Origin of the sequence: Amycolatopsis sp. NBC_00348 (assembly GCF_036114655.1) — a bacterium.
Classification (GTDB): domain Bacteria; phylum Actinomycetota; class Actinomycetes; order Mycobacteriales; family Pseudonocardiaceae; genus Amycolatopsis.
In genome coordinates this window covers 10,539,336-10,559,114 of sequence record NZ_CP107994.1, presented here as the reverse complement: position 1 = coordinate 10,559,114, position 19,779 = coordinate 10,539,336, and the positions used below count along the sequence as shown (strand labels likewise).

Sequence of the window (19,779 nt, the reverse complement as noted above, 5' to 3'; positions counted from 1 at the left end):
GGATTTAGAGCGTGCTCGAAGTCAAATCACCGCCCATCCCGGCGGCGGGGCTGACGATCGCCGACGCCGCCCGCCGCACCGGGGTCAGCGCGCACACGCTGCGCTACTACGAACGCGCCGGCCTCGTGGTCACCCGCGTCGACCGCACCGCCGGCGGCCGGCGCCGCTACCGGAAGCTGGACCTGGACTGGATCACGGTCTGCACCCGCCTGCGCGCCACCGGCATGCCCATCAAGACGATCCGCGAGTACGCCGAACTGGTGGCCGCCGGGCGCGGCAACGAGCAGGACCGGCTGGCGCTGATGGAAGCCCACCGCGCCGAGGTGCTGGCGAAGCTGGCCGAGCTGCAGGAGAACCTGCAGCTGATCGACCACAAGATCGACGTCTACCGGGGCCGCTTGGAAGCCGGGGACGCGGACCGGCTGTGGGCGCCTAGGGGGTGAGCGTCCGGTCCACCAGCTCGAGCCCGAGGTCCGGCGTCACGCCGTCCGGGTTCGTCAGGCGCAGGTCGCGGTACCAGGACTCCGGCGCCTCCGGGTGCGGGCCGACCACGCCGACGCGGCCTTTTCCGTACGGTGCAACCAAAGCGGCGATCTTGTCGTTCGTGTACCGCGCGAGCACGGTCGCCTGCGCACCGGACCGCAGGACGAAGTCCGGGCCGTCCTGGAAGTACATCCGACGGCGCTTTCCCTGCCAGTCCACCGGGATCACCGTGTCCCGGGTCGAGCGCACCTCGGCCCCCGACGTGCCGATGTACTGCTCGGTGTCGCCGGGCAGCAGGGTGAACCCCGGCGTCGCGCCCGCCAGGTAACCGCCCAGGCAGAACCCGAGGTAGCGCCCGCCGCCGCGGACGTAGCCGGTGATCACGTCGGCGTAGCGGCGCATCGCGCGCCAGCCGTCGTCGAGGGAACCACCGCCCGGCTGGGCGTACACCGCCGCCGTCGCGAGCGCCGCGGCCGTCAGCGGGGTCTTCTCGTCCGGTCCGCAGAACTCGACGCGCAGGCGCGTGCGCAGCAGGTCCGCGACGGCGTCCGAGCAGGCGCCGGTCGACGCCTTCCCGCGGTCGACCAGCGCCAGCGGCCGGGTGTCCGGCGCGGGCGCGCCGCACGCCGCGAGCAGCCCGGCCGCCACGGCGCCCGTCAGGACCAGCCGGCGGGAGACCGTCACGTCGCGACCCGCAGCCGGGGCGCGGCCGCCACCCGCCGTTTCGCGCGTGTGGCCAGCGCCGTGACCAAGGCTTCCAGCGGGCCCTTCCCGGCCGTCGCCCGCCAGGCCAGGCCCACCACGAGGACGCCGGCGACCTGCAGCGCGTAGCCGACGCCGGAGGTGTAGACGTCGTAGTCGGAGTTCAGGAACATGATGTGCGCCGTGTAGAAGGTGAGCGTCATGCTCCCGGCCGCGGCCAGCGGTGCGAAGACGACCTTCGCCACCCGCAGGCGGCCGAGCAGGAGCAGCAGCCCGAGCAGGCCCATCGCCGCGCCCGTGGTGCCGATCAGGTCGGGTGCGGTGCCGGTGTGCGGCCCGTCGACCGCGAGCCACCAGGCGGTCGACGTCGGCGTGGTGCCGTCGCCGCCCAGGTTGAGCAGTTCGGTGGTCTCCGGCGCGGTCAGGACGCTGCCCGGCTGCGCGGCCCAGATCGCCGCCAACCCACCGAAGCGGTTCAGCAGCACCCACGACACCGCGGCGGCGCCGACGGCCATCGTGACCCCGGTGACCAGCAGCGTGACCGCTACTTTGACGCGGCTGAGCGTCAGCCGGCCGATCACGATCCCCGCGCACAGGTAGGCCGTCCACGAAAGCGCCGGGTACTCCCCCGTCAGCGACAGCTCGGTCAGCAGCCGCACGGGATGCTCTGCCGCGTAAGCGAAACCGTTGTTCAGCAGGGTCGGCTCGGCCAGGTGCGGCTGCAGCAGGTGGGTCAGCGGCGGGACGCCGGCCACCACCGCCACGCCCACCCCGGCGACCGCCCAGCTCGGCAGGAGCACCAGCAGGATCGCGAGCAGGAACAGGATCGCGTAGTACGGCAGGATGACGACGGCGAGCTCGGCGTCGGTGTACCCGAGCGCGAGGCCGATCGCGCCGATCGCCAGCCCGCGCACGGCCAGCATCGCCGCGGTGGGCCCGAAATCCGCCCGCGACACCCGGCGGCGGCCGGTCATGAACGCGATCCCGAGCCCGGCCAGCACGGCGAACGTCGCCGCCGCGCGGCCGCCGAAGATGGCGAACGCCGCCGACGGGTGGCCGGGCGAGCTCTCCTCGACCAGCGAGTGCACGGCCATCATGCCGAGCAGCGCGATCCCGCGGGTGGCGTCGACCGCCGTCAACCGGACTTTGGGCGCCGGGGCGGTCATCGGGCCATCACCGAGTCCACGAGGTCGAGCCCGAGGTCGTGGCCGTACCGCAGCAGCGGCGGCCGGAGACCGCCGTCGGCGTACCAGTCCCGGGTGGCCTCCGGGTGCGGTCCGACGACGCCGACCCGCCCGGCGCCGAACGGCGCGACGAGCGCGGCGACCGTGCCGTTCGGGTAGGTGGCCAGCACGTCGGCGGCGTCCGGCTTCTCCAGCACGAACACCGGGCCGTCCTGGAAGTAGAGCTTCCGCATGCGGCCACGCCAGCGGACCTTGACGACGGCGTCCTCGTCGTGGTCGACGGTCGCGTCCTCGGTGTCGATGTAGCGGTCGGTGTCGCCGGGCAGCAGGCCGAACCCCGGCGTCGCGCCGGCGAGGTAGCCGCCCAGGCAGAACCCGAGGTACCGCCCGCCGCCCTCGACGAACGCGCGGACGTCGTCGCGGTGGCGGCGCAGTTTCCGGTACGCGCTCCCGAGGGTGCCGCCGCCGGGCTGGGCGTACAGCGCGGCCCCGGCCAGGGCCGCTTCGCCGAGCTTGAACTTCTCGTCGGGACCGGTGAACCGGACGTCGAAGCCGTGCTTGCTCGACTTCAGCAGGTCGGCGACGGCTTCCGGGCAGCCCGGCAGGGACGCGGGACCGCGGTAGACGAGGGCGAGCGGCCTCACGCCGTCCGCTCCGGGTTGTCGAGCGTCAACGCGGTGCACCGCACGCCGCCCCCGCCCTTGCGCAGCTGCGTCGTCTCGAGTTCGACGACGGTCAGCCCGCGCTCGCGCAGGGTCGCGGCCAGCTCCGGGACGCCACTGGTCATCGTGACGGTGGTGCCGTCGCTGACGAGGTTCAGCGCGAACCGCTCGGCCTCGGCTTCGGTGACCTCGATGAGCGTGCCGCCCAGCTCCCGCAGCCGGGCCTGGCTCGGCTCGTCGAGCGCGGCCGGGCAGTACGCGAGCACGTCCGGCGTGACGACGGCGACCGCGAGGTCCAGGTCGTACCAGCGCGGCCCGGTCGTGCGCAGCGGCACGATGTCGTAGCCGAGCGCGTCGGCGACGACGTCGTGCGCGCGGCGGTCGGTGCGCTGCCCGTAGCCGGCCAGCAGCAGGTCGCCGTACGCCAGCGCGTCACCCTGCCCGCTGAACGCGTACGGGCTCTCGACGACCTCGAAACCCTTGGCGCGGAACCACTCCCGGTGGTACGGCGTCTCGTCGCGACGCTCCGGCGGCAGGTTCGCCAGCACCGCGAGGCCGCCGCGCACGACGGCGGCGTTGGCCGTGTAGACCATGTCCGGGCACTCCGGCGCCGGGTCGAGGAACTCGACCTTGCGTCCGGCGGCCAGGTGCGCGGCCACGAGCGCGTCGTGCTCGGCGACGGCGGCCGCGACGTCCGGCTGGACCGCCGTGTCCATGTACGGGTTGATCTCGTAGTCGACGCGGAAGTGGTGGGCGCCCGACATCAGCAGTGCGGAGTTCACGCCGGAAGTCCTTTCAGCGTAAGGAGTTGCGCGGGAATGCCGCGCCAGGAGGTGCGCGAGCCGAGGTGCTCGCCCTTCATCAGCAGCGACAGCGACCCGAGGGAGACGCCGTCGCCGACGACCGCGTCGTAGAGCACGATCGCGCGGGTGCCCACGGTCGCGCCGTCGCCGACGGTCACGACGGACATCTTCATCACCCGGTCCTCGAACAGGTGAGTCTGCAACGAAACCTCGGTGCCGATCGTGGCGTCGTCGCCGACGCGGACCAGGTCGAACTCGGTCAGGTAGGTCGTGCCGAGCCACGTCCGCCGCCCGATCCGGGCGCCGAACCAGCGCAGCAGCGGCGGCAGCATCGGCGTCCCGACCAGCATGCCGAGCCCGGCCGGGACGGCGGCCGACTCGTACAGGCCGGTGACGAACTCGCTGCGCCGCACGAACGGGCTCCACAGCGGCTCGACGCGTGCGGTGTACTCGCCGATGACGTTGCGTTTGGTCGCCGCGCAGAACCCGATCACGCCGAGCCCCGACGCCATCGCGACCAGCGGCGACACCAGGGCCGGCACCGGCAGGTCCCGGCCGAACGCGAGCCCCGACAGCGTCAGCAGGAACAGGTAGAAGCTCAAGGCGAGCAGCGACGCGGGCAGCGTCGCGCGCGCGAACTCGATGGCGAGCCGCTGCCGGACCACGCGACGCGGCGGGCGGAACGTCTGCTCCTCCGGGAAGTCGCCGCTGTCCTGCCGCCGCGGCAGGTGCATCGCGGGCGAGCCGAGCCACGACGAGTCGCCCGGCACGTGCTGCCCCGGGGGCACCGTGCCGACGCCGACCAGGGAGCCGTCGCCCAGCTCCGTCCCGGCCGGGACGACCGACGCGTTGCCGACGAACGCGCGCCGGCCGACGTCGGTGGTGAGGAACGCGACGCGGCCGCGGGCGAAGGTCGCCGCGCCGACGGTCGCCATGTCCGCGACGAAGCTTTCGCTGCCCAGGGTGAGCAGGTCCGGGTCGAGGTGCCCGGCGGTCGACACCTCGGCGCCGCGGCCGACCCGCGCGCCCAGCAGCCGCAGCCACGGAACGGTGTAGAGCGTGGCGTACAGCGAGTTCGTGAAGGTCAGGCTGAACTCGAGGAGCTTGTCCGCGACCCACTTGCGCACGCCGAGCCCGGACCGGACCGGGTGGACCCCGACCGGCGTCGACGGCAGCACGAGCCGGCGTCCGACGGCGACGACCACGCAGACCGTCAGCACGAAGACCGGGCCGGCCAGCAACGTGGCCACCACGCCGGCGAGCACGCCCCAGCCGAGCAGCGCCCACCACACCAGCGCCACGCTCGGCAGGATCAGGCAGATCGCGCCGACCTCGAGCGCGCCGAGCCCCAGCAGCGTCAGCAGGATCTGGTGGACGCGCCAGCCGCGCGCCACCGGCGTCTCGCCCAGCATGTCCTCGACGGCGGGGGAAAGCGCGTCGACGCGCTCCGGCGGCGAACCCGACCAGCGCTGGCCGTCGGGCACGGACTCGCCGCGCCCGAGCATCGACTGCTCGGCCAGCGCGGCGTCCGCCCCGACCGAGGAACCGGGCTCCAGCACGGCGTTCGCCCCGACGAACGCGCGGGCGCCGACGGTGATCTCGCCGACGGTGACCCAGCCGTCCTCGACCCGCCACGGCCGCAGCACGGCGCCGTAGCCGATCGCCGCGTCGTCGCCGATGTGCACGAGAGAAGGCAGCGAGACCGAGCTGGTGGCGATCACCGCGCGCTTGCCGACGCGCGCGCCGAGCAGCCGCAGGTACAGCGGCATCAGCCCGGACCCGCTCACCACCGGCAGCGGGCCGACGCTCAGCAGCAGGTCGAGCGTCCACAGCCGCAGGTACGTCGGGCCCCACAGCCGGTAGCGGCCGGGCCGGATGCCCGCGGCCAGCGGCCGGACCACCAGCAGCGGCACCAGCCAGCGGACGCCGAGGTAGCTGACCAGGATCGCGACCAGCAGCTGGGCGAGGACCGGGACCGAGACGTCACCGTTGTTCCAGGTGTAGACGTAGGCGACCGGCAGCGTGATCACCAGCAGCAGCAGGTAGATCACCGCGGTCTGCGCCGCACCGGCGGCCGCGATCCGGCGCGCACCGTGGCGCAGCGGCTCGTACCGCGGCTCGCCGGCCGGCGCCGCCGCGGGTTTTCCGATGTGCGCGGCCAGATCCCGGACCCGCGGGTGGGCGTACAGGTCACGGACGGCGATGCCGGCGCCCGCGTCGTGCTCGCGCAGCCGGGACACGACCGTCGCGGCGAGCAGCGAGTGGCCGCCCAGGTCGGTGAAGAAGTCCGCGGTGACCGAAAGGTCCTCCGGCGCCATCGCGAACGCTTCGGCCCACACCCGCGCGAGCAGCTCCTCAGCGTCGCCCTCCGGCGCGACGACCGGGCCGTCCGTCGTCCGCTTCCGGCCCTCGGGCACGGGCAGCTCACGGCGGTCGACCTTGCCGCTCGGCATCATCGGCAGCTGCGGCAGCGTGACGAAGAAGCCCGGCACCATGTAGGCGGGTACATGGTCGCGCAGGGTTTCCCGCAGGCGCCGGAACAACTCGGTCTCGTCTCCGGACGAAGCTTCGGCCGAAGTGGACACGACGTAGCCGACCAGCTCGGGCGCGCCGGGCGTCACCTCGACCATCGCCGCGGCGGCCGCGGACACGTGCGCGTCGGCCAGCAGCACACTCTCGATCTCGCCGAGGTCGACGCGGTGGCCGCGGATCTTGACCTCGGCGTCGGCGCGGCCCAGGTACTCGATTTCCCCGTTGTCCCAGCGCTTTCCGAGGTCGCCGGTGCGGTAGACGCGCTCGCCGTCGTGCTGGAAGAACTTGTCCGCGGTCAGCTCCGGGCGCCCGACGTACCCCTTCGCGACGCCGGGGCCGCCGATGCAGATCTCGCCGACCTCGCCGTCCGGGACCGGGCGGCGGTCGTCGTCGAGCAGGACCACGGTGTAGGTCGGCACGGGCACGCCGATGGTGACCGGCCGGCCCGGGAGCAGTTCGCACCAGGTGGCGGTGACGGTGGCTTCGGTGGGGCCGTAGGTGTTGAGGATGCGACGCCCGGGTCTCGCCCAGCGGTCGACCAGCTGCCGCGGGCAGGCTTCCCCGCCGACGAGCAGGTTGCGCAGCAACGTCAGCTCGTGCGGGATGGTCGCCAGCAGCGTCGGCACGCAGTAGAGGACGGTGATCCGCCGCTCGGTGAGAAACTCGGCCAGCTCGGCGCCGAGCCGCCGGGAGTCCTCGGGCCCGGCCACGAGCGTCGCCCCGACCGCCCAGGTCGGCCAGATCTCCTCGATCGAGAAGTCGAAGGAGATCGTCATGCCCTGGTAGACGCGGTCGTCCGGGCGCACGTCGTAGAGCTCCGGCACGACGTCGAGGAAGTTGCGGATGCTGCGCTGCGCGACCTCGACGCCCTTCGGCCGGCCGCTGGAGCCGGAGGTGTAGATGATGTAGGCGCTCGGGTCCGGGTCGAGCAGGTCGTCTTCACGCAGGTCCGGCCGGTCGTCGCGGCCGCCGGCCGGCACGTCGGCGAGGTCGAGCACCGGGCAGGCGGCGTCCCCGGTGCGCCCGGCGAGCGTGGCCGTCGTCAGGAGCAGGTCGGCCCGGGAGTCCTCGGTGATGTAGGCGATCCGGTCCGCGGGCGAGGCCGGGTCGATCGGCACGAAGACCCCGCCGGCCTTGCCGATGCCGAGCAGGCAGACGTAGGTGTGCGCGCTGCGTTCGACGAGGATCGCGACCCGGGACCCGCGCCGGACGCCGGACGCACGCAGGTGGTGCGCGAGCCGGTTGGCCCGCCGGTCCAATTCCGCGTAACTCAGCGACTCGCCGCCGGCTTCGACGGCGATCGCGTCCGGAACGACGTCGGCGGTCCGTTCGAAAACGTGGTGCATCCGCCGGATCGGTTTCCGCACCCGCGTGGGCGTCTTGGTCCCGACCGCGAAATCGGACGTGAAGTCCGTGAACACCACCGAAGATCCTCCAAGTCCTGGTCTCACCCGAAAGGTGCCGACCACCTGCGACATTGGCGACAGACTGCGACATACGGCGCAGCTCGTTCACCCATTGGCATGGCGCCTATGTTTCACGGAGATCAACGGAGTTGGCAACTCACCAACAGTGACATATCCCACAGCGCTTCGACCAATCCGCGGCGAAGGGTGTTCATTTCGGCCGGAGTGCGCTATTCGTCCTCGCGGAATTCGCCGCCGCCCACCGGCTGTTCGCCCGCCATTCACCTGACGCCTCCCGCTAGCGAAATGGCCGGGGACGTCCCGAAAACCCTTTTCACCCGCGCGGGGGAATAGCCGAAGATGGGCCCATGGACGTGTCGACGATCATCCGGAAGACGCTGCGTGTGCCGCGGAGCGCCGCACCCGCCGGGGACGGTGCCGTCGTGGCCCGGCAGATGGACGCCGTCCTGGCCACCGCCGGGTACAAGGCCACGCGCGAGCTCCTGGAGCACGTCGCCGGCCTGGAGCCGGGTGCGGCGACGGACCTGGCCGTCGACGTCGTCGGCGCCGCCCGCGCGCTGGTCGGCGACCACGTGCGGCACAACGCGTACTTCATCGACTTCCCGCGCGGTGTGCCGGACACCGTCGAGTTCTGGGTGAGCTGCCTGCGCTCGGCCTTCGTCCCGGACAAGAGGCGCAAGGCCACCGACAAGGAGCTGCTCGCGCTCCTCGGCGACGGCCTGGTCGGGCTGCTCGACCTGCCGCGGTACGGCCGCTACCAGCACACCTACGCCGAACTGCTGGCCGCCCACGACGAGCTGATCGCGTCCGTCAAGGACCGCGTCACCCTCCTGCGGCTCGGCGGCAGCCTCGAAGACGAGACCCACGCGCTGTACCGGACGCTCGCCGAGTCGGCCACGCCGCTGGGCGAGGCGGACCTGGGGCTGCTCGCCGAACTGGCCGACGGCTGCGCCGACGTCGAGCTCACGGCCGTGCCGGTGCGGGAGAACCGCGCCGTGCTCAACGCCGCCCGGCTGACCGCGGGCCGGCCGCTGGTCGCCGTCGATACCGTGCTCGACGTGCTGCGCACGGCTTGCCAGGCCAGCGGTGGCGACGTCACCCTGGCCGAACCGACGCGGTTCCGCAGCTTCTCCCGCCGCGAACGTCGTGTCCTGCTCGCCGCGCTGGACCACGTCGTCGCCGGCAACGAGGGCAAGCTCGGTGACGTCAACCGCTTCTCGCGCCGGTTCAAGCGCCTCGGCGAGTACCTGCACCCGCACGAGTACCCGCGGTTCCCGAACGCCCGTGACGTGTTCGCAGTCGCCCGCGGCGAGAAGACGGCGCAGTCGACGGCGGGCCGCGCGGAGGCGGCCTTCGCGGCCGACGACGTCGCCGGAGCGGCGGCGATCCTCACGGCCGCGCCGGGCATGCTGCTGCGGTCACTGGATCGGTTGCTGCGCAACGCTTCCGAGGCCGAGCAGGACGACGTCCTCGACGCGGCGGCGAAGGTCCTCGGCTCGGTGTCCGGGCGCGTGCTGTGCTCGGTGCGCGAGCACCTCGGCAACCGCGCCGAGCCGGACGCGGCCCGGGTGTTCACCACCCGCGGCCGCCGCGCGTGGGTCACCGAGGACACGCGGCCGCCGCTGCCCGGCGACGTCGTCACCCGCGCCTGCGCGCTGATCGACGCCGAGCTGACCAGCAGGCTCCCCCGCTACGAGCACCTGGTCGTCGACCCGGCCGTGCTGGACGTCGCGCTGCCGCTGTCGGGAAAGGCGAGCGAGGACGGGTTCGCCGTGCTGCCGCGCGGGTCCCGCAGTCACGTCGACGGGGAGGTGCTGCGGTTCTTCACGCACTGGCGCCAGACCAGCCGCAGCACGGACTTCGACCTGTCCGCGCTGCTGCTGGACGCCGACTTCCACTACGCCGGGCACGTTTCGTGGACGAACCTCCGCGACGGCGGCGCGGTGTACTCGGGCGACGTGACCGACGCGCGGGACGGGGCGAGCGAGTTCATCGACATCCCGCGGGACTCGGTCTCCGCCGCGTACGTCGTGCCGCAGGTCAACATCTACTCCGGCGAAGGCTTCGACGAAGTCGCGGAGTCGATGTTCGGTTGGATGACGCGCGATCGGGAGCAGGCCGGGGCCCCGTTCGAGGCCCGCACCGTGCGGACCCGCTCGGACATGCGGGGCGGCGGCCGCGTCGCGCTCCCGATCGTCTTCGCCCGCTGCCACGACGGATCGTGGACCGCGACGTGGCTGCACCTGTACCTGACCGGCTCGCCGAACTTCAACCGCGTCGAGGCCAACCGGGCCGGCACCGCCGGGCTGGTGCGCGGCATGCTGCGGCGCCGGTACCTGACGGTCGCGCACCTGGTCGGCCTGATGCGCGCGGCGGGCACGAAGGTCACCGAGTGGGAGCCCGGCGTCGAACTCGACGGCCCGGTCACGTTCCTCGGCGTGCACCAGCCCGACGGCCTGCCGGACGCGGCCGAGGTGATCACCCTCGACCGGCTAAACCGGTTGGTCCCGAACTGAGCTGACCGCTAGCCTGGTCGTGCGAGGCCATGAGAGGACTTCCTTCTACTCCTTGTAATGGTTCTTAGTCCCCTCCCTCTCCTCGTAAAGGCAGTTCGATGGCCGAGATCCGTTCCACGACCGACGAGGATCTCGACGTCTTCCTCGAGACGCTCCACGCCGCGTTCGCGCGTTTCCGCGAGACCCCGGCCGAAGGCACCGGGTTCTGGTGGTCGGCGCTCGAAATGGACCGCGGCCTGCTCGCCGTCACGGCGGACGGGCGGCCGGTCGGCACCGCCGCCGCGCACTCCTTCGAACTCACGCTGCCCGGCGGCACCCTCATCCCGGTCGCGGGCGTGACCGCCGTCGGCGTCGTCCCCACGCACCGGCGTCAAGGCGTGCTCACCGCGATGATGCGGCACCAGCTCGCCGAGGTGCTGGCCCGCGGGGAGTTCCTGTCGGTGCTGCTGTCGTCCGAAGCCGTGATCTACCGCCGGTTCGGCTACGGCCCGGCGACCTACACGGGCCGGCTGACGGTGCCGCGCCACCGGGCCACCTTCGCCGTCCCCCGGGCGGGCGAACCAGCCGCGACGGGCTCGATCGAGCTGCGGCAGCGCGCCGAATGCGGCGATCTCCTGGAGGAGATCTACGACCGCTACCGCCGCACGCAGCCGGGCGCGCTGTCCCGGCCGCACCACTGGTGGACGTCCGGCGCGGGCCAGCCCCCGGTTTCCCTGGCACAGCGCCACATCGCCGTCCACCGCGACGCGGACGGCGTCCCGGACGGGTACGCCGCCTACTCCCTCAGCGAACCCACGACGTTGACGGCGGACGAGATCATCACGTCCGACGACGCAGTGTTCACAACCCTGGCCCGGTTCCTGCTCAGCCACGACCTGGTCACCAAGGTGGTGCTGAAGCAGGTCCCGCCAGGACACCCGCTGCGCTGGCAGCTGACGGACTTCCGCGCCGCCGAGGCAAGCGACGAGGGCGACTGGCTCTGGGTGCGGCTACTGGACATCCCGCGCGCGCTGACCGCCCGAGGCTGGTTCACGGACGGCGAGCTGGTCCTCGACGTCACCGACCCGTTCCGCACCGAGCAGGGCCGCTACCTGCTGAGCGTCAGGGACGGAAAGGCAACGTGCGTCCGGACGGACCGGGAGCCGGACCTGTCCCTGGACGTGAGCGACCTGGGCTCGATCTACCTGGGCGGCACGGCCCCGAGCACACTGGTACGAGCCGGCCACATCCGAGCACACAACCCAGCCGCGGTCGCCGCCGCCGACAACCTCTTCCGCGGTGAGCGCGACCCGCACTGCCTGCAGTGGTTCTGACCGTCCACTCCGGACAATTGCGGCGTCACAACCGGGCCCCGGCACGAAACGCGCGCACTTCGTCCATGGTGGTCCGCCACTCCGAAAGCCCTATCGAGTAGCTGGGCCAGCAAACCGGAAGCTGACTGCTTCCGGTTTCGTCACCGACGACACCAGGCACGTTCAACGCGCCCAGCCGTCTCGACGAGTGAGCTGAAGTCCATCGGGAACGTCTCGGCGAAGTCGCCCACCACGATGCGGCCGATGCCTTCCCGGCCATCGGACAGAATGCTCAGCATCCCAGCCGCGCCGGGATCAGCGTGCGGGCAGCCAGGGCGCCAGCAACGCCTCGAGGTCCGCGTCCGACAGGGCGCGCGGGCCGCCGTGGAACTCGTGCCAGCGCGAGGCGTCCCGTGCCGCGTGGAACTCGACCTCGAACGCGCGCATCAGCACGTACATGAAGCTCATCGAACTGAACTGCTCGCCCAGCAGGGTCCGGGCCGTGCGGGCGACCTCGGTCGCGCTGCGACCGGTGACGTCGGTGAGCATGAGCTCCTCGGCGGCCGGGTCGAACAGGCTCGGGGCAGACATCACAACAAACTCTCCATCACAGAAACAGAACCGGAACTCAGCCTTCGGCCGCGAGCTGCCCGCAAGCAGCCGCGATCTCCTGGCCGCGCGTGTCACGCACCGTGCAGGCTACGCCGCCGGCATTCACCAGCCGCACGAACTCCCGCTCCACCGGCTTCGGCGACGCGTCCCACTTCGAACCCGGCGTCGGGTTCAGCGGAATCACGTTCACGTGCACGAGCTGACCCAGGTGCTTGCGCAGCCGCTTGGCCAGCAGCTCCGCCCGCCACGGCTGGTCGTTGATGTCCCGGATCAACGCGTACTCGATCGACACCCGCCGACCCGACGTGTCCGCGTAGTACCGAGCCGCGGTGAGAACCTCGTCCACCGACCACCGCTCGTTCACCGGCACCAGCGTGTCCCGCAACTCGTCGTCCGGAGTGTGCAGCGAAACGGCCAGCCGCACCTGCATCTTCTCGTCCGCCAGCTTGCGGATCGCCGGCGCCAGACCCACCGTCGACACCGTCACCGACCGCTGACCGATCCCCAAACCACCCGGCGCGGGGTCCGTGATCCGCCGGACCGCGGCCACCACTCGCTTGTAGTTGGCGAGGGGCTCGCCCATCCCCATGAAGACGATGTTCGACAGCCGCCCGGGGCCGCCCGGCATCTTCCCGTCGCGCATGACCGCCGCCGCCGAGCGGACCTGGTCCACGATCTCCGCCGTCGACAGATTGCGGTCGAGGCCGCCCTGGCCGGTCGCGCAGAAGGGGCACGCCATGCCGCAGCCGGCCTGGCTCGAGATGCACAGCGTCGCGCGGTCCGGGTAGCGCATCAGGACGCTCTCCAGCAACGTGCCGTCGTGCGCACGCCAGAGCGTCTTGCGGGTCGCGCCGTCGTCGGCCGACAGCGCGCGGACCTCCGTCAGCAGCGTCGGCATCAGCTCCTCGACCAAACGAGAGCGCGACGCCGCCGGGATGTCCGTCATCTCCGCCGGGTCGACCGTCAGGCGCGAGAAGTAGTGGTTCGACAGCTGCTTCGCGCGGAACGGCTTCTCCCCCAGCTCGGCCACCGCGGCGGCGCGGTCGGCCACCGAGAGGTCGGCGAGGTGGCGCGGCGGCAGGCCACGCTTGGGGGCGTCGAAGACGAGCGGAAGGGCAGTCATAACTCCTCCAGTGTCCCACGCGGCATCCAGCACCACCCAAGCCACCCGGACGGCTGTTCCCCAGGTCACGGCGGAGCGGAAACCGGCTGCGGTGACCGGCGGGTTCTGCCAGGCTCACCGGGTGAAGATCCTGTTCGCGACCGCCCCCGGCTACGGGCTGACGCTGCCGCTCATCCCCCTGGTCTGGGCCGCGCGGGCCGCCGGGCACGAGGTCCTGCTCGCGACGTCCGCCGAGATGGTCGACGCCGGCGCGCGGGCCGGGCTGCCCGCCTTCGACGTCTTCCCGCAGCGCGACGTCTGGGACGACCTGATGGGCACGGTCGCGGGAAAGCCCGAGGACGAATTCCCCGAGGAGTACCGGCTGGCGAGGCGCGCGGGCAACCCCTTCGGGTTGTTCACCGTGACCATGACCGAAGGCACGATCGAGGCCGGCCGGCTGTTCGGCGCCGACCTCGTCGTCCACACCTCCGACCACGCCGCCGGGATGCTCGCGGCCGCGGCCCTCGGCGTGCCCGCGCTCGAGGTCGGCAACCGGATCTCGTGGTCGGTGCGCGACGCGGACTGGCGGGCGGAGCACCACGTCTTCGGCGAGGACGAAGTCAGCGACCTGATGCGGGCCAAGCTCGGGATCGGCGACGCGAAACCGGCCGTGCTCGCCAGGGTCGACCCGCGCGCGCCCAGCATGGGCGGGCTGGCCGCCGGCGCCGAGCACCCCGACGAGCGCGACGGCGTCCCGTGGTGGGCGATGCGGTTCGTGCCCTTCAACGGTGGCGCCGTCGTCCCGGACTGGGCGTTGCGCCGCCCGGACCGCCCGCGGATCGCCGTCACGCTCGGCACGGTGGTGCCGGTGATGTCCGGGGTCAGCAGCCTGGCCGTCGTCCTGGAGGGGCTCGGCACCTTGGACGTCGAGGTCGTGCTGGCCGCCGGGACCGCGGACCTGACGGAGCTGGGCGAGCTGCCGCCGAACGTCCGCTCGGTCGGCTACCTCGCGCTGTCGGCGTTCCTGCCGTCCTGCTCGGCGATCGTGCACCACGGCGGGTCGGGCACCACGGCCGCGCCGTTGTCCTACGGCGTCCCGCAGCTCGTGCTGCCGTCCTTCGCGGACAACCCGCTCTCGGCGCAGCGCGTCGCCGACCGCGGCGTCGGCCTCAGCCACGACCCGGCCACCGTGGACGCCGCCACCGTGCGGGCGCTGGTCGAGCGGTTGCTCACCGAAGACGGGTTCCGGACGGCGGCCCGGGAGGTCGCCGCGGAGATGGCGACGCAGCCCAGCCCCGCCGACGTCCTCGCCCGGGCGGTCGCCGCACTGGGCTGACCCGGGTGGGTGAACACACCTGAACGCACCGCCCTAATCTGACCGGGATTCACAGCGAACCGGACGGGCCGTTCGTGAGTCCAAGGGCGGACGAAAGAGGTGAGCCCGTGCGGAGCCGTTCCTTCCGGCGCAGCGTCCTGGCCGTTTCGGTGGTGCTGAGCGCCGCCGCCTGCACGACGTCGACGGACGGCCGGCCCCAGCCGGTGCCGACCGTGACCGCGGCCCCCACAGGTGACCGGATCGACGTCGGGACCATGCACGTCACGCTGCCGGCGGGCGCGAAGTACACCGCGCACAGCCAGGACGGCCTGCTCGACGGCTGCATCACCGAAGGCACCGTCGTCTGCGAAGCGCGGCTCTTGGACCTGCGCGAAGCCACGTCGGACCCCAACGCGCCCATCAACCTGCCGAGCGCGAAGCGGCCCTTCGGCTGGTACACCGGCACGGACGTGCCGACGTGCATCACCGCCGCGTCGCCGCCCGGGGAGGCCGCGACGGCCACCGGCAGCACGCTCGTCGAGTCCGGGTTCAAGCCGGTCGGGACCAAGAACGCCGAGTACGGCCGCTGGCAGGTCAGCTGCGAGGACGCCACGCAGAACAACGAGGTCCGCATGTGGTGGCTGCCGACGAGCAAGATCCTCGTCGTCGAGTACGGCGCCTTCGCCGGCTGGGACGCCAAGATGGACACCCTGCTGACGGGCGCCACTTTCTCTTAGCCCACGACGTCCAGCGCCGCGCGGATGATCGCGTCGGTGTCGATGCCGTGGTAGCGGTAGACCTCCTCCAGCGACCCGGACTGGCCGAAGCCGGTGACGCCCAGCGTCGCCGCCGGCACGCGGTTGATCCCGGCGAGGAACGCCAGCGTGTGCGGGTGCCCGTCGAGGACCGTGACCAGCGGGCACGCCCGGGACGCCGGGAAGACCTGGTCGAGGATCCAGCTCTCGCCGCTCCCCTGCCCGGCCCGCGCGCGCGTCGCCTCGAACAGCAGGCCCGGGCTGGTCACGCAGACGACGTCCGCCTCGACGCCGACCTGCGCCAGCCGCTCGGCCGCCGCCAGGGTGTCCGGCACCAGTGCGCCCATCGCCGCGAGCGTGACCACCGGCGATTCGGCACGGCGCAGCAGGTACGCGCCCGCCACGACCTGGCGGCGACGGCGTTCGCGCGCGGCCGGGTCGGCCGGGACGCCGGCCAGGGTCTGGTCGACCGGCCGGGTCGAGAGCCGGAAGTAGGACGACGTGCCGCCCGGCTTGCCCAGCCGGCCCAGCGCGGCCAGCAGCGTCCACTCGGTGTCGATCGCGAACGCCGGCTCGTAGCTGACGCAGCCGGGCTGCTCGATGCCGATCGACGGCGTGGTGATCGACTGGTGCGCGCCGCCTTCGGGGGCGAGCGTGACGCCGGACGGCGTGCCGATCAGGATCGACTGGCCGCCCGCGTAGATGCCGAACGACCACGGCTCCAGCGCGCGTTCGACGAACGGGTCGTACATCACGCCGATCGGCAGCAGCGGCTCGCCCCAACGGCTCCAGGTGGCACCCAGCTCGCCGAGCAGACCGACCAGGTTCGTCTCGGCGATGCCCAGCTCGACGTGCTGGCCGGTGGGCTTCTCGCGCCAGTGCATGATCGTCTCGGGGTCGTCGTCGAACCAGTCGCGGCGCTCGATCGCCGACCAGACGCCGACCTTGTTGACCCAGCCGCCGAGGTTGGTCGTCGAGCTGACGTCCGGGCTGACCGTCACCACGCGCTTCGCCGCTTCGGGCGCTTCGCGCGTCAGGTCGAGCAGGACGCGGCCCAGCGCCGCCTGCGTCGTCGCGGTCCCGGACGGCGTGCGCCCGATGTCGACCGGCAGGTCCACCGACGGCACGGCGGGGACGTCCGGACGACGAAGGCACGAAGCGACGTCGGCGCACAACGCGGCTTCGGACGTCCCGTCCGCGAAGCCCTGCCACGGCGTCGAAAGATCCGTGCCCAGCGAAGCGGCGAGCTCTTCCATCTGCCCGACGGTCAGCAGCGACGAGTGGTTCTGCGGGTGCCCCTGCGTCGGCAGGCCGCGGCCCTTGACGGTGTAGGCGAAGATCACCGTCGGCCGGCTGTCCGAAATGGACGCGAAGACCTCGTCGAGCGAGCCGAGGTCGTGCCCGCCCAGGTTGCGGATCGCGGCCAGCAGCGTCTCGTCGTCGAGCGAGGCCACCAGCGCGGCCAGCGCGTCGTTGCCCGCGGGCAGCCGGTCGCGCAGCTGGGCGGCGTCGCAACGCAGCAGCCGCTGGTACTCCGGGTTCGGCATCGCGTCGATCCGCGCGCGCAGATCGGCACCGCCGGGCCGGGTGAACAGCTCTTCCAGCAGCCGGCCGTACTTGAGCGTCAGGACCTGCCAGCCGGCCGCGTCGAACATGCCCTGCAGCCGCCCGGCCGCGATGTTCGGCACCACGCGGTCGAGGGACTGGCGGTTGAGGTCGACGATCCAGACGATCTCGCCCAGCTCGGCCACCGCCGGGTCGAGGATCGCCTCCCAGATCGCACCCTCGTCCAGCTCGGCGTCGCCGACCAGCGAGTACTGCCGGCCGGTGCCCGCGTCACGCCCGCGCGTCGTCAGGTAGCGGCGGGCCAGCGCGCCCCAGATCGGCGCGGTGGCGCCGATGCCGACCGAGCCGGTCGAGTAGTCCACCGGGTCGGGGTCCTTGGCGCGGCTCGGGTAGCTCTGCAGCCCGCCGAACTCGCGCAACGTCGGCAGCCAGGCCTCGTCCAGCTCGCCGAGCAGGTAGTTGATCGCGTGGAGCACGGGTGACGCGTGCGGCTTCACCGAGACGCGGTCCTCGGGACGCAGGTGCCGGAACCACAGCGACGTCATGATCGAGACCAGCGACGCGCAGGACGCCTGGTGCCCGCCGACCTTCAGCCCGGACGGGTTGGGCCGCACCCGGTTGGCCTGGTGCACGATCGCGGTGGCGAGCCACAGCACCCGCCGTTCGATCGCGGCGAGCTCGTCCGAGCCGGTCGCCGGAGCGGTCGGGGAGGTCTGGGTCATCGTCGACACCTTTCGTGCAGGAAGCGTCACCAGGACAGCACTGGTGGACGCATCGCACAACCGATGCCGCGCGAGCTGCGCAGAATGCACTCCGCCGAGGGGGACTCACGCCTCCGGCTGGGCAGAATGCACGCGCTCCAGCAGCGGCTTCAGCCGGTACGGGACGAGCTCCCGCATGACGAGCGAGATGTTCGTCCGCTCGACACCCGGCGAGGCCAGGATGTGCCCGGCGATGCGGTAGAGGTCGTCCGCGTCGACGGCGACGACCTGCACCATCAGGTCGCTCGCCCCGGTCAGCCCGCAGACCTCGGTCACCTCGGGGATGCCGGAGAGGGCGTCGGCGATCTCCGCGAGGCGCCGCTGGTCGACCTGCGCGTTGACGAACGCGCGCAGCGGGTAGCCCAGCCGCGCCGGGTCGATGCGGCGCTCGAACGACTCGAGTACACCGCGCTGCTCCAGCCGGGCGAGCCGGGCCTGCACGGTGTTGCGGGACAGGCCGAGGCGCTCGGCCAGCGCGACCGCCGTCGAGCGCGGGTCCGCGCCCAGGGCCAGCAGGAGCCGCGCGTCGATGTCGTCGATGGTGTCGGGCACGCCGCCGATCTTCGCAGGCCGTCGTGAGCGGTGTCACGACGAGGCGGTTGCCATCCGACTGTTTCCGATATATCGTGAACGTGTCGCAACAGTTCGAGAAAGGAACACGACATGCGTAGGCAACGACACCCCTTCACCCAGGAACACCCCTTCGCCCGTGAACGCGGGCGCACTCCCTTCGGCGGTCTTGGTGGCTTCGGCGACTTCCCCCCGGGCTTCGGTCCCGGTGGCGGACGCGGCCGGGGTCACGGTCCGGGCCGGCGAGGCCACGGCGGCCGTCGCAGCCGGCGCGGTGACGTCCGCGCCGCGATCCTGGCGCTGCTCGCCGAGCAGCCCCGGCACGGCTACGAGATCATCCGCGAAATCGGCGAACGCTCCGGCGGCTTCTGGCGGCCGAGCCCCGGCTCGGTCTACCCGACGCTGCAGCTGCTGGCCGACGAAGGCCTGGTCGTCAGCAAGGACGAGCACGGCAAGAAGCTGTTCGAGCTGACCGACGACGGCCGGACCGCCGCGGAGCAGCAGGACAGCACCCCGCCGTGGGAGCAGATCGCGCAGGACGTCGACCCGTCCGAGATCGGGCTGGCCAAGGCGGGCAAGAACCTGGCCGCCGCCGTCGTGCAGATCATGCGCGCGGGTTCCGAGAGCCAGCAGGCCCGCGCGGCCGAGGTGCTCAACGACGCCCGGCGCTCGCTCTACGGCATCCTCGGCGAGGACGAGGACGAATCCTCGGCTCCGTCCGAAGAGACCGCGGAGTGACCAGGCAGGACGAGGCCGGTGGGCTTGACCCGCGTGTGAACGCGGTAGCCCACCGGCAGCGTCAGGTCGGTCTCGCGATTCCCGTTACGCTGCAAGGACTTCGTGATCGCCTGTTCGGCGATCGGTTTGCTGAACTCGATCTTCAGCACGGCTTCGAGGTCCGCGGCGGTCGCGAAACGCCACTCGGTGGCGACCCGGCGGCACGCGAACCCGGCGCGGGCGAAGAACCGTTCGACCGCGACCGGGTCGTAACGCGGTAGGTCGGCACGCATCCAGCCGCCGTAGGGCTCGCTGGTCGCGTCGAGGTCGACGATCAGCAGCACCCCACCCGGCCGCAGCACCCGCTCGGCCTCCGCCAGCCCGGGCTCGCACCCGGGCCCGAAGAAGTACGCGGTGCGCGCGTGCACGACGTCGACGCTCGCGCTGCGGACCGGCAGCCGCTGGGCCCGGCCCAGCCGGACATCCACGTTCGCCATCTCCCGCACGCGCCCCAGCGCGTCCCGCACCAGCGGCTCGTGCGGCTCGATCCCCAGCACCGACCGCGCGTCGCGCGCGAACCGCGGCAGGTGATAGCCGTCACCGCAGCCGACGTCCAGCACGTCCCGGCCGGCCCAGTCGTACTCCTCCCGCAGCACGCGCCAGATCTCGCCGCCGCTGTCCTGCGCCCGGTTCTCCAGCTCGTAATCGGCCTGGTAGTACCAGATGTTCGGACTCGGCACGACCTCCGCGCGCCGGGACGACCACCGCACCGCTGCTCCT

16 protein-coding genes are annotated in these 19,779 nt (G+C 72.4%); 6 read left to right on the top strand and 10 right to left on the bottom strand.

Going from position 1 to position 19,779, the window contains the following annotated elements:
* Positions 1 to 11: 11 nt before the first annotated feature.
* Positions 12 to 443 (top strand): MerR family transcriptional regulator, encoded by a 432-nt coding sequence (locus OHS58_RS47855; RefSeq protein ID WP_326947198.1) that lies wholly within the window; start codon positions 12 to 14, stop codon positions 441 to 443.
* Here OHS58_RS47855 and OHS58_RS47850 read toward each other — a convergent pair.
* Genes OHS58_RS47850 through OHS58_RS47830 form a run of 5 tightly spaced genes read right to left on the bottom strand, consistent with a single transcriptional unit; the run spans position 433 to position 7,790 of the window.
* The gene (locus OHS58_RS47850; protein WP_328646661.1) at positions 433 to 1,167 is read right to left on the bottom strand and encodes a BPL-N domain-containing protein; all 735 of its coding nucleotides are present in this window, start codon (positions 1,165 to 1,167) and stop codon (positions 433 to 435) included. The two genes, OHS58_RS47855 and OHS58_RS47850, sit on opposite strands and share 11 nt — an antisense overlap.
* Positions 1,164 to 2,351, bottom strand: a complete 1,188-nt coding sequence (locus tag OHS58_RS47845) for a heparan-alpha-glucosaminide N-acetyltransferase domain-containing protein (RefSeq protein ID WP_328646660.1) — start codon at positions 2,349 to 2,351, stop codon at positions 1,164 to 1,166. Before OHS58_RS47845 ends, OHS58_RS47850 begins: the two co-directional genes overlap by 4 nt.
* A complete protein-coding gene (locus tag OHS58_RS47840) occupies positions 2,348 to 3,013 on the bottom strand; it encodes a BPL-N domain-containing protein (protein ID WP_328646659.1) in 666 nt (221 codons plus the stop codon). Before OHS58_RS47840 ends, OHS58_RS47845 begins: the two co-directional genes overlap by 4 nt.
* The gene (locus OHS58_RS47835) at positions 3,010 to 3,813 is read right to left on the bottom strand and encodes a dimethylarginine dimethylaminohydrolase family protein (RefSeq protein WP_328646658.1); all 804 of its coding nucleotides are present in this window, start codon (positions 3,811 to 3,813) and stop codon (positions 3,010 to 3,012) included. The genes OHS58_RS47840 and OHS58_RS47835 overlap by 4 nt, the downstream gene beginning before the upstream one ends.
* Positions 3,810 to 7,790 carry a Pls/PosA family non-ribosomal peptide synthetase gene (locus OHS58_RS47830; RefSeq protein ID WP_328646657.1) on the bottom strand — a complete coding sequence of 1,327 codons (3,981 nt, stop codon included), beginning with the start codon at positions 7,788 to 7,790 and terminating at the stop codon, positions 3,810 to 3,812. The genes OHS58_RS47835 and OHS58_RS47830 overlap by 4 nt, the downstream gene beginning before the upstream one ends.
* 350 nt (positions 7,791 to 8,140) lie before the next feature.
* Between OHS58_RS47830 and OHS58_RS47825 the strand changes: the two genes are divergently transcribed.
* Together OHS58_RS47825 and OHS58_RS47820 are read left to right on the top strand one after the other, a co-directional pair.
* Positions 8,141 to 10,309: a hypothetical protein gene (locus OHS58_RS47825; RefSeq protein WP_328646656.1), complete on the top strand. Its 2,169-nt coding sequence runs from the start codon at positions 8,141 to 8,143 to the stop codon at positions 10,307 to 10,309.
* 98 nt (positions 10,310 to 10,407) lie between these two features.
* Complete coding sequence (locus OHS58_RS47820; RefSeq protein WP_328646655.1) at positions 10,408 to 11,622, top strand: GNAT family N-acetyltransferase; 1,215 nt, start codon at positions 10,408 to 10,410, stop codon at positions 11,620 to 11,622.
* 294 nt (positions 11,623 to 11,916) lie between these two features.
* On the opposite strand, the gene OHS58_RS47815 is transcribed toward OHS58_RS47820, so the two are convergent.
* Complete coding sequence (locus tag OHS58_RS47815; protein WP_247062405.1) at positions 11,917 to 12,192, bottom strand: hypothetical protein; 276 nt, start codon at positions 12,190 to 12,192, stop codon at positions 11,917 to 11,919.
* Positions 12,193 to 12,229: 37 nt separating this feature from the next.
* On the bottom strand, positions 12,230 to 13,336 hold the full coding sequence (gene rlmN / locus OHS58_RS47810) for a 23S rRNA (adenine(2503)-C(2))-methyltransferase RlmN (protein WP_247062403.1): 1,107 nt from the start codon (positions 13,334 to 13,336) through the stop codon (positions 12,230 to 12,232).
* Positions 13,337 to 13,457: 121 nt separating this feature from the next.
* Here rlmN and OHS58_RS47805 point away from each other — a divergent pair, with 121 nt between their 5' ends.
* Both OHS58_RS47805 and OHS58_RS47800 read left to right on the top strand, forming a co-directional pair.
* Entirely contained in the window at positions 13,458 to 14,651 is a 1,194-nt protein-coding gene (locus OHS58_RS47805) for a glycosyltransferase (RefSeq protein WP_328646654.1), read from the top strand.
* Positions 14,652 to 14,758: 107 nt separating this feature from the next.
* Complete coding sequence (locus OHS58_RS47800) at positions 14,759 to 15,367, top strand: hypothetical protein (RefSeq protein WP_326947188.1); 609 nt, start codon at positions 14,759 to 14,761, stop codon at positions 15,365 to 15,367.
* Here OHS58_RS47800 and OHS58_RS47795 read toward each other — a convergent pair.
* Positions 15,364 to 17,673: a transketolase-like TK C-terminal-containing protein gene (locus OHS58_RS47795; RefSeq protein WP_328646653.1), complete on the bottom strand. Its 2,310-nt coding sequence runs from the start codon at positions 17,671 to 17,673 to the stop codon at positions 15,364 to 15,366. The two genes, OHS58_RS47800 and OHS58_RS47795, sit on opposite strands and share 4 nt — an antisense overlap.
* A 105-nt stretch (positions 17,674 to 17,778) precedes the next feature.
* On the bottom strand, positions 17,779 to 18,264 hold the full coding sequence (locus OHS58_RS47790; RefSeq protein WP_326947186.1) for an Lrp/AsnC family transcriptional regulator: 486 nt from the start codon (positions 18,262 to 18,264) through the stop codon (positions 17,779 to 17,781).
* Positions 18,265 to 18,375: 111 nt separating this feature from the next.
* Here OHS58_RS47790 and OHS58_RS47785 point away from each other — a divergent pair, with 111 nt between their 5' ends.
* On the top strand, positions 18,376 to 19,020 hold the full coding sequence (locus tag OHS58_RS47785; protein WP_326947185.1) for a PadR family transcriptional regulator: 645 nt from the start codon (positions 18,376 to 18,378) through the stop codon (positions 19,018 to 19,020).
* Here the strand turns inward: OHS58_RS47785 and OHS58_RS47780 are convergent.
* Positions 18,957 to 19,769, bottom strand: coding sequence for a class I SAM-dependent methyltransferase (locus tag OHS58_RS47780; RefSeq protein WP_328646652.1), 813 nt, complete (start codon positions 19,767 to 19,769; stop codon positions 18,957 to 18,959). The genes OHS58_RS47785 and OHS58_RS47780 overlap by 64 nt on opposite strands.
* Between the last annotated feature and the right edge of the window lie 10 nt (positions 19,770 to 19,779).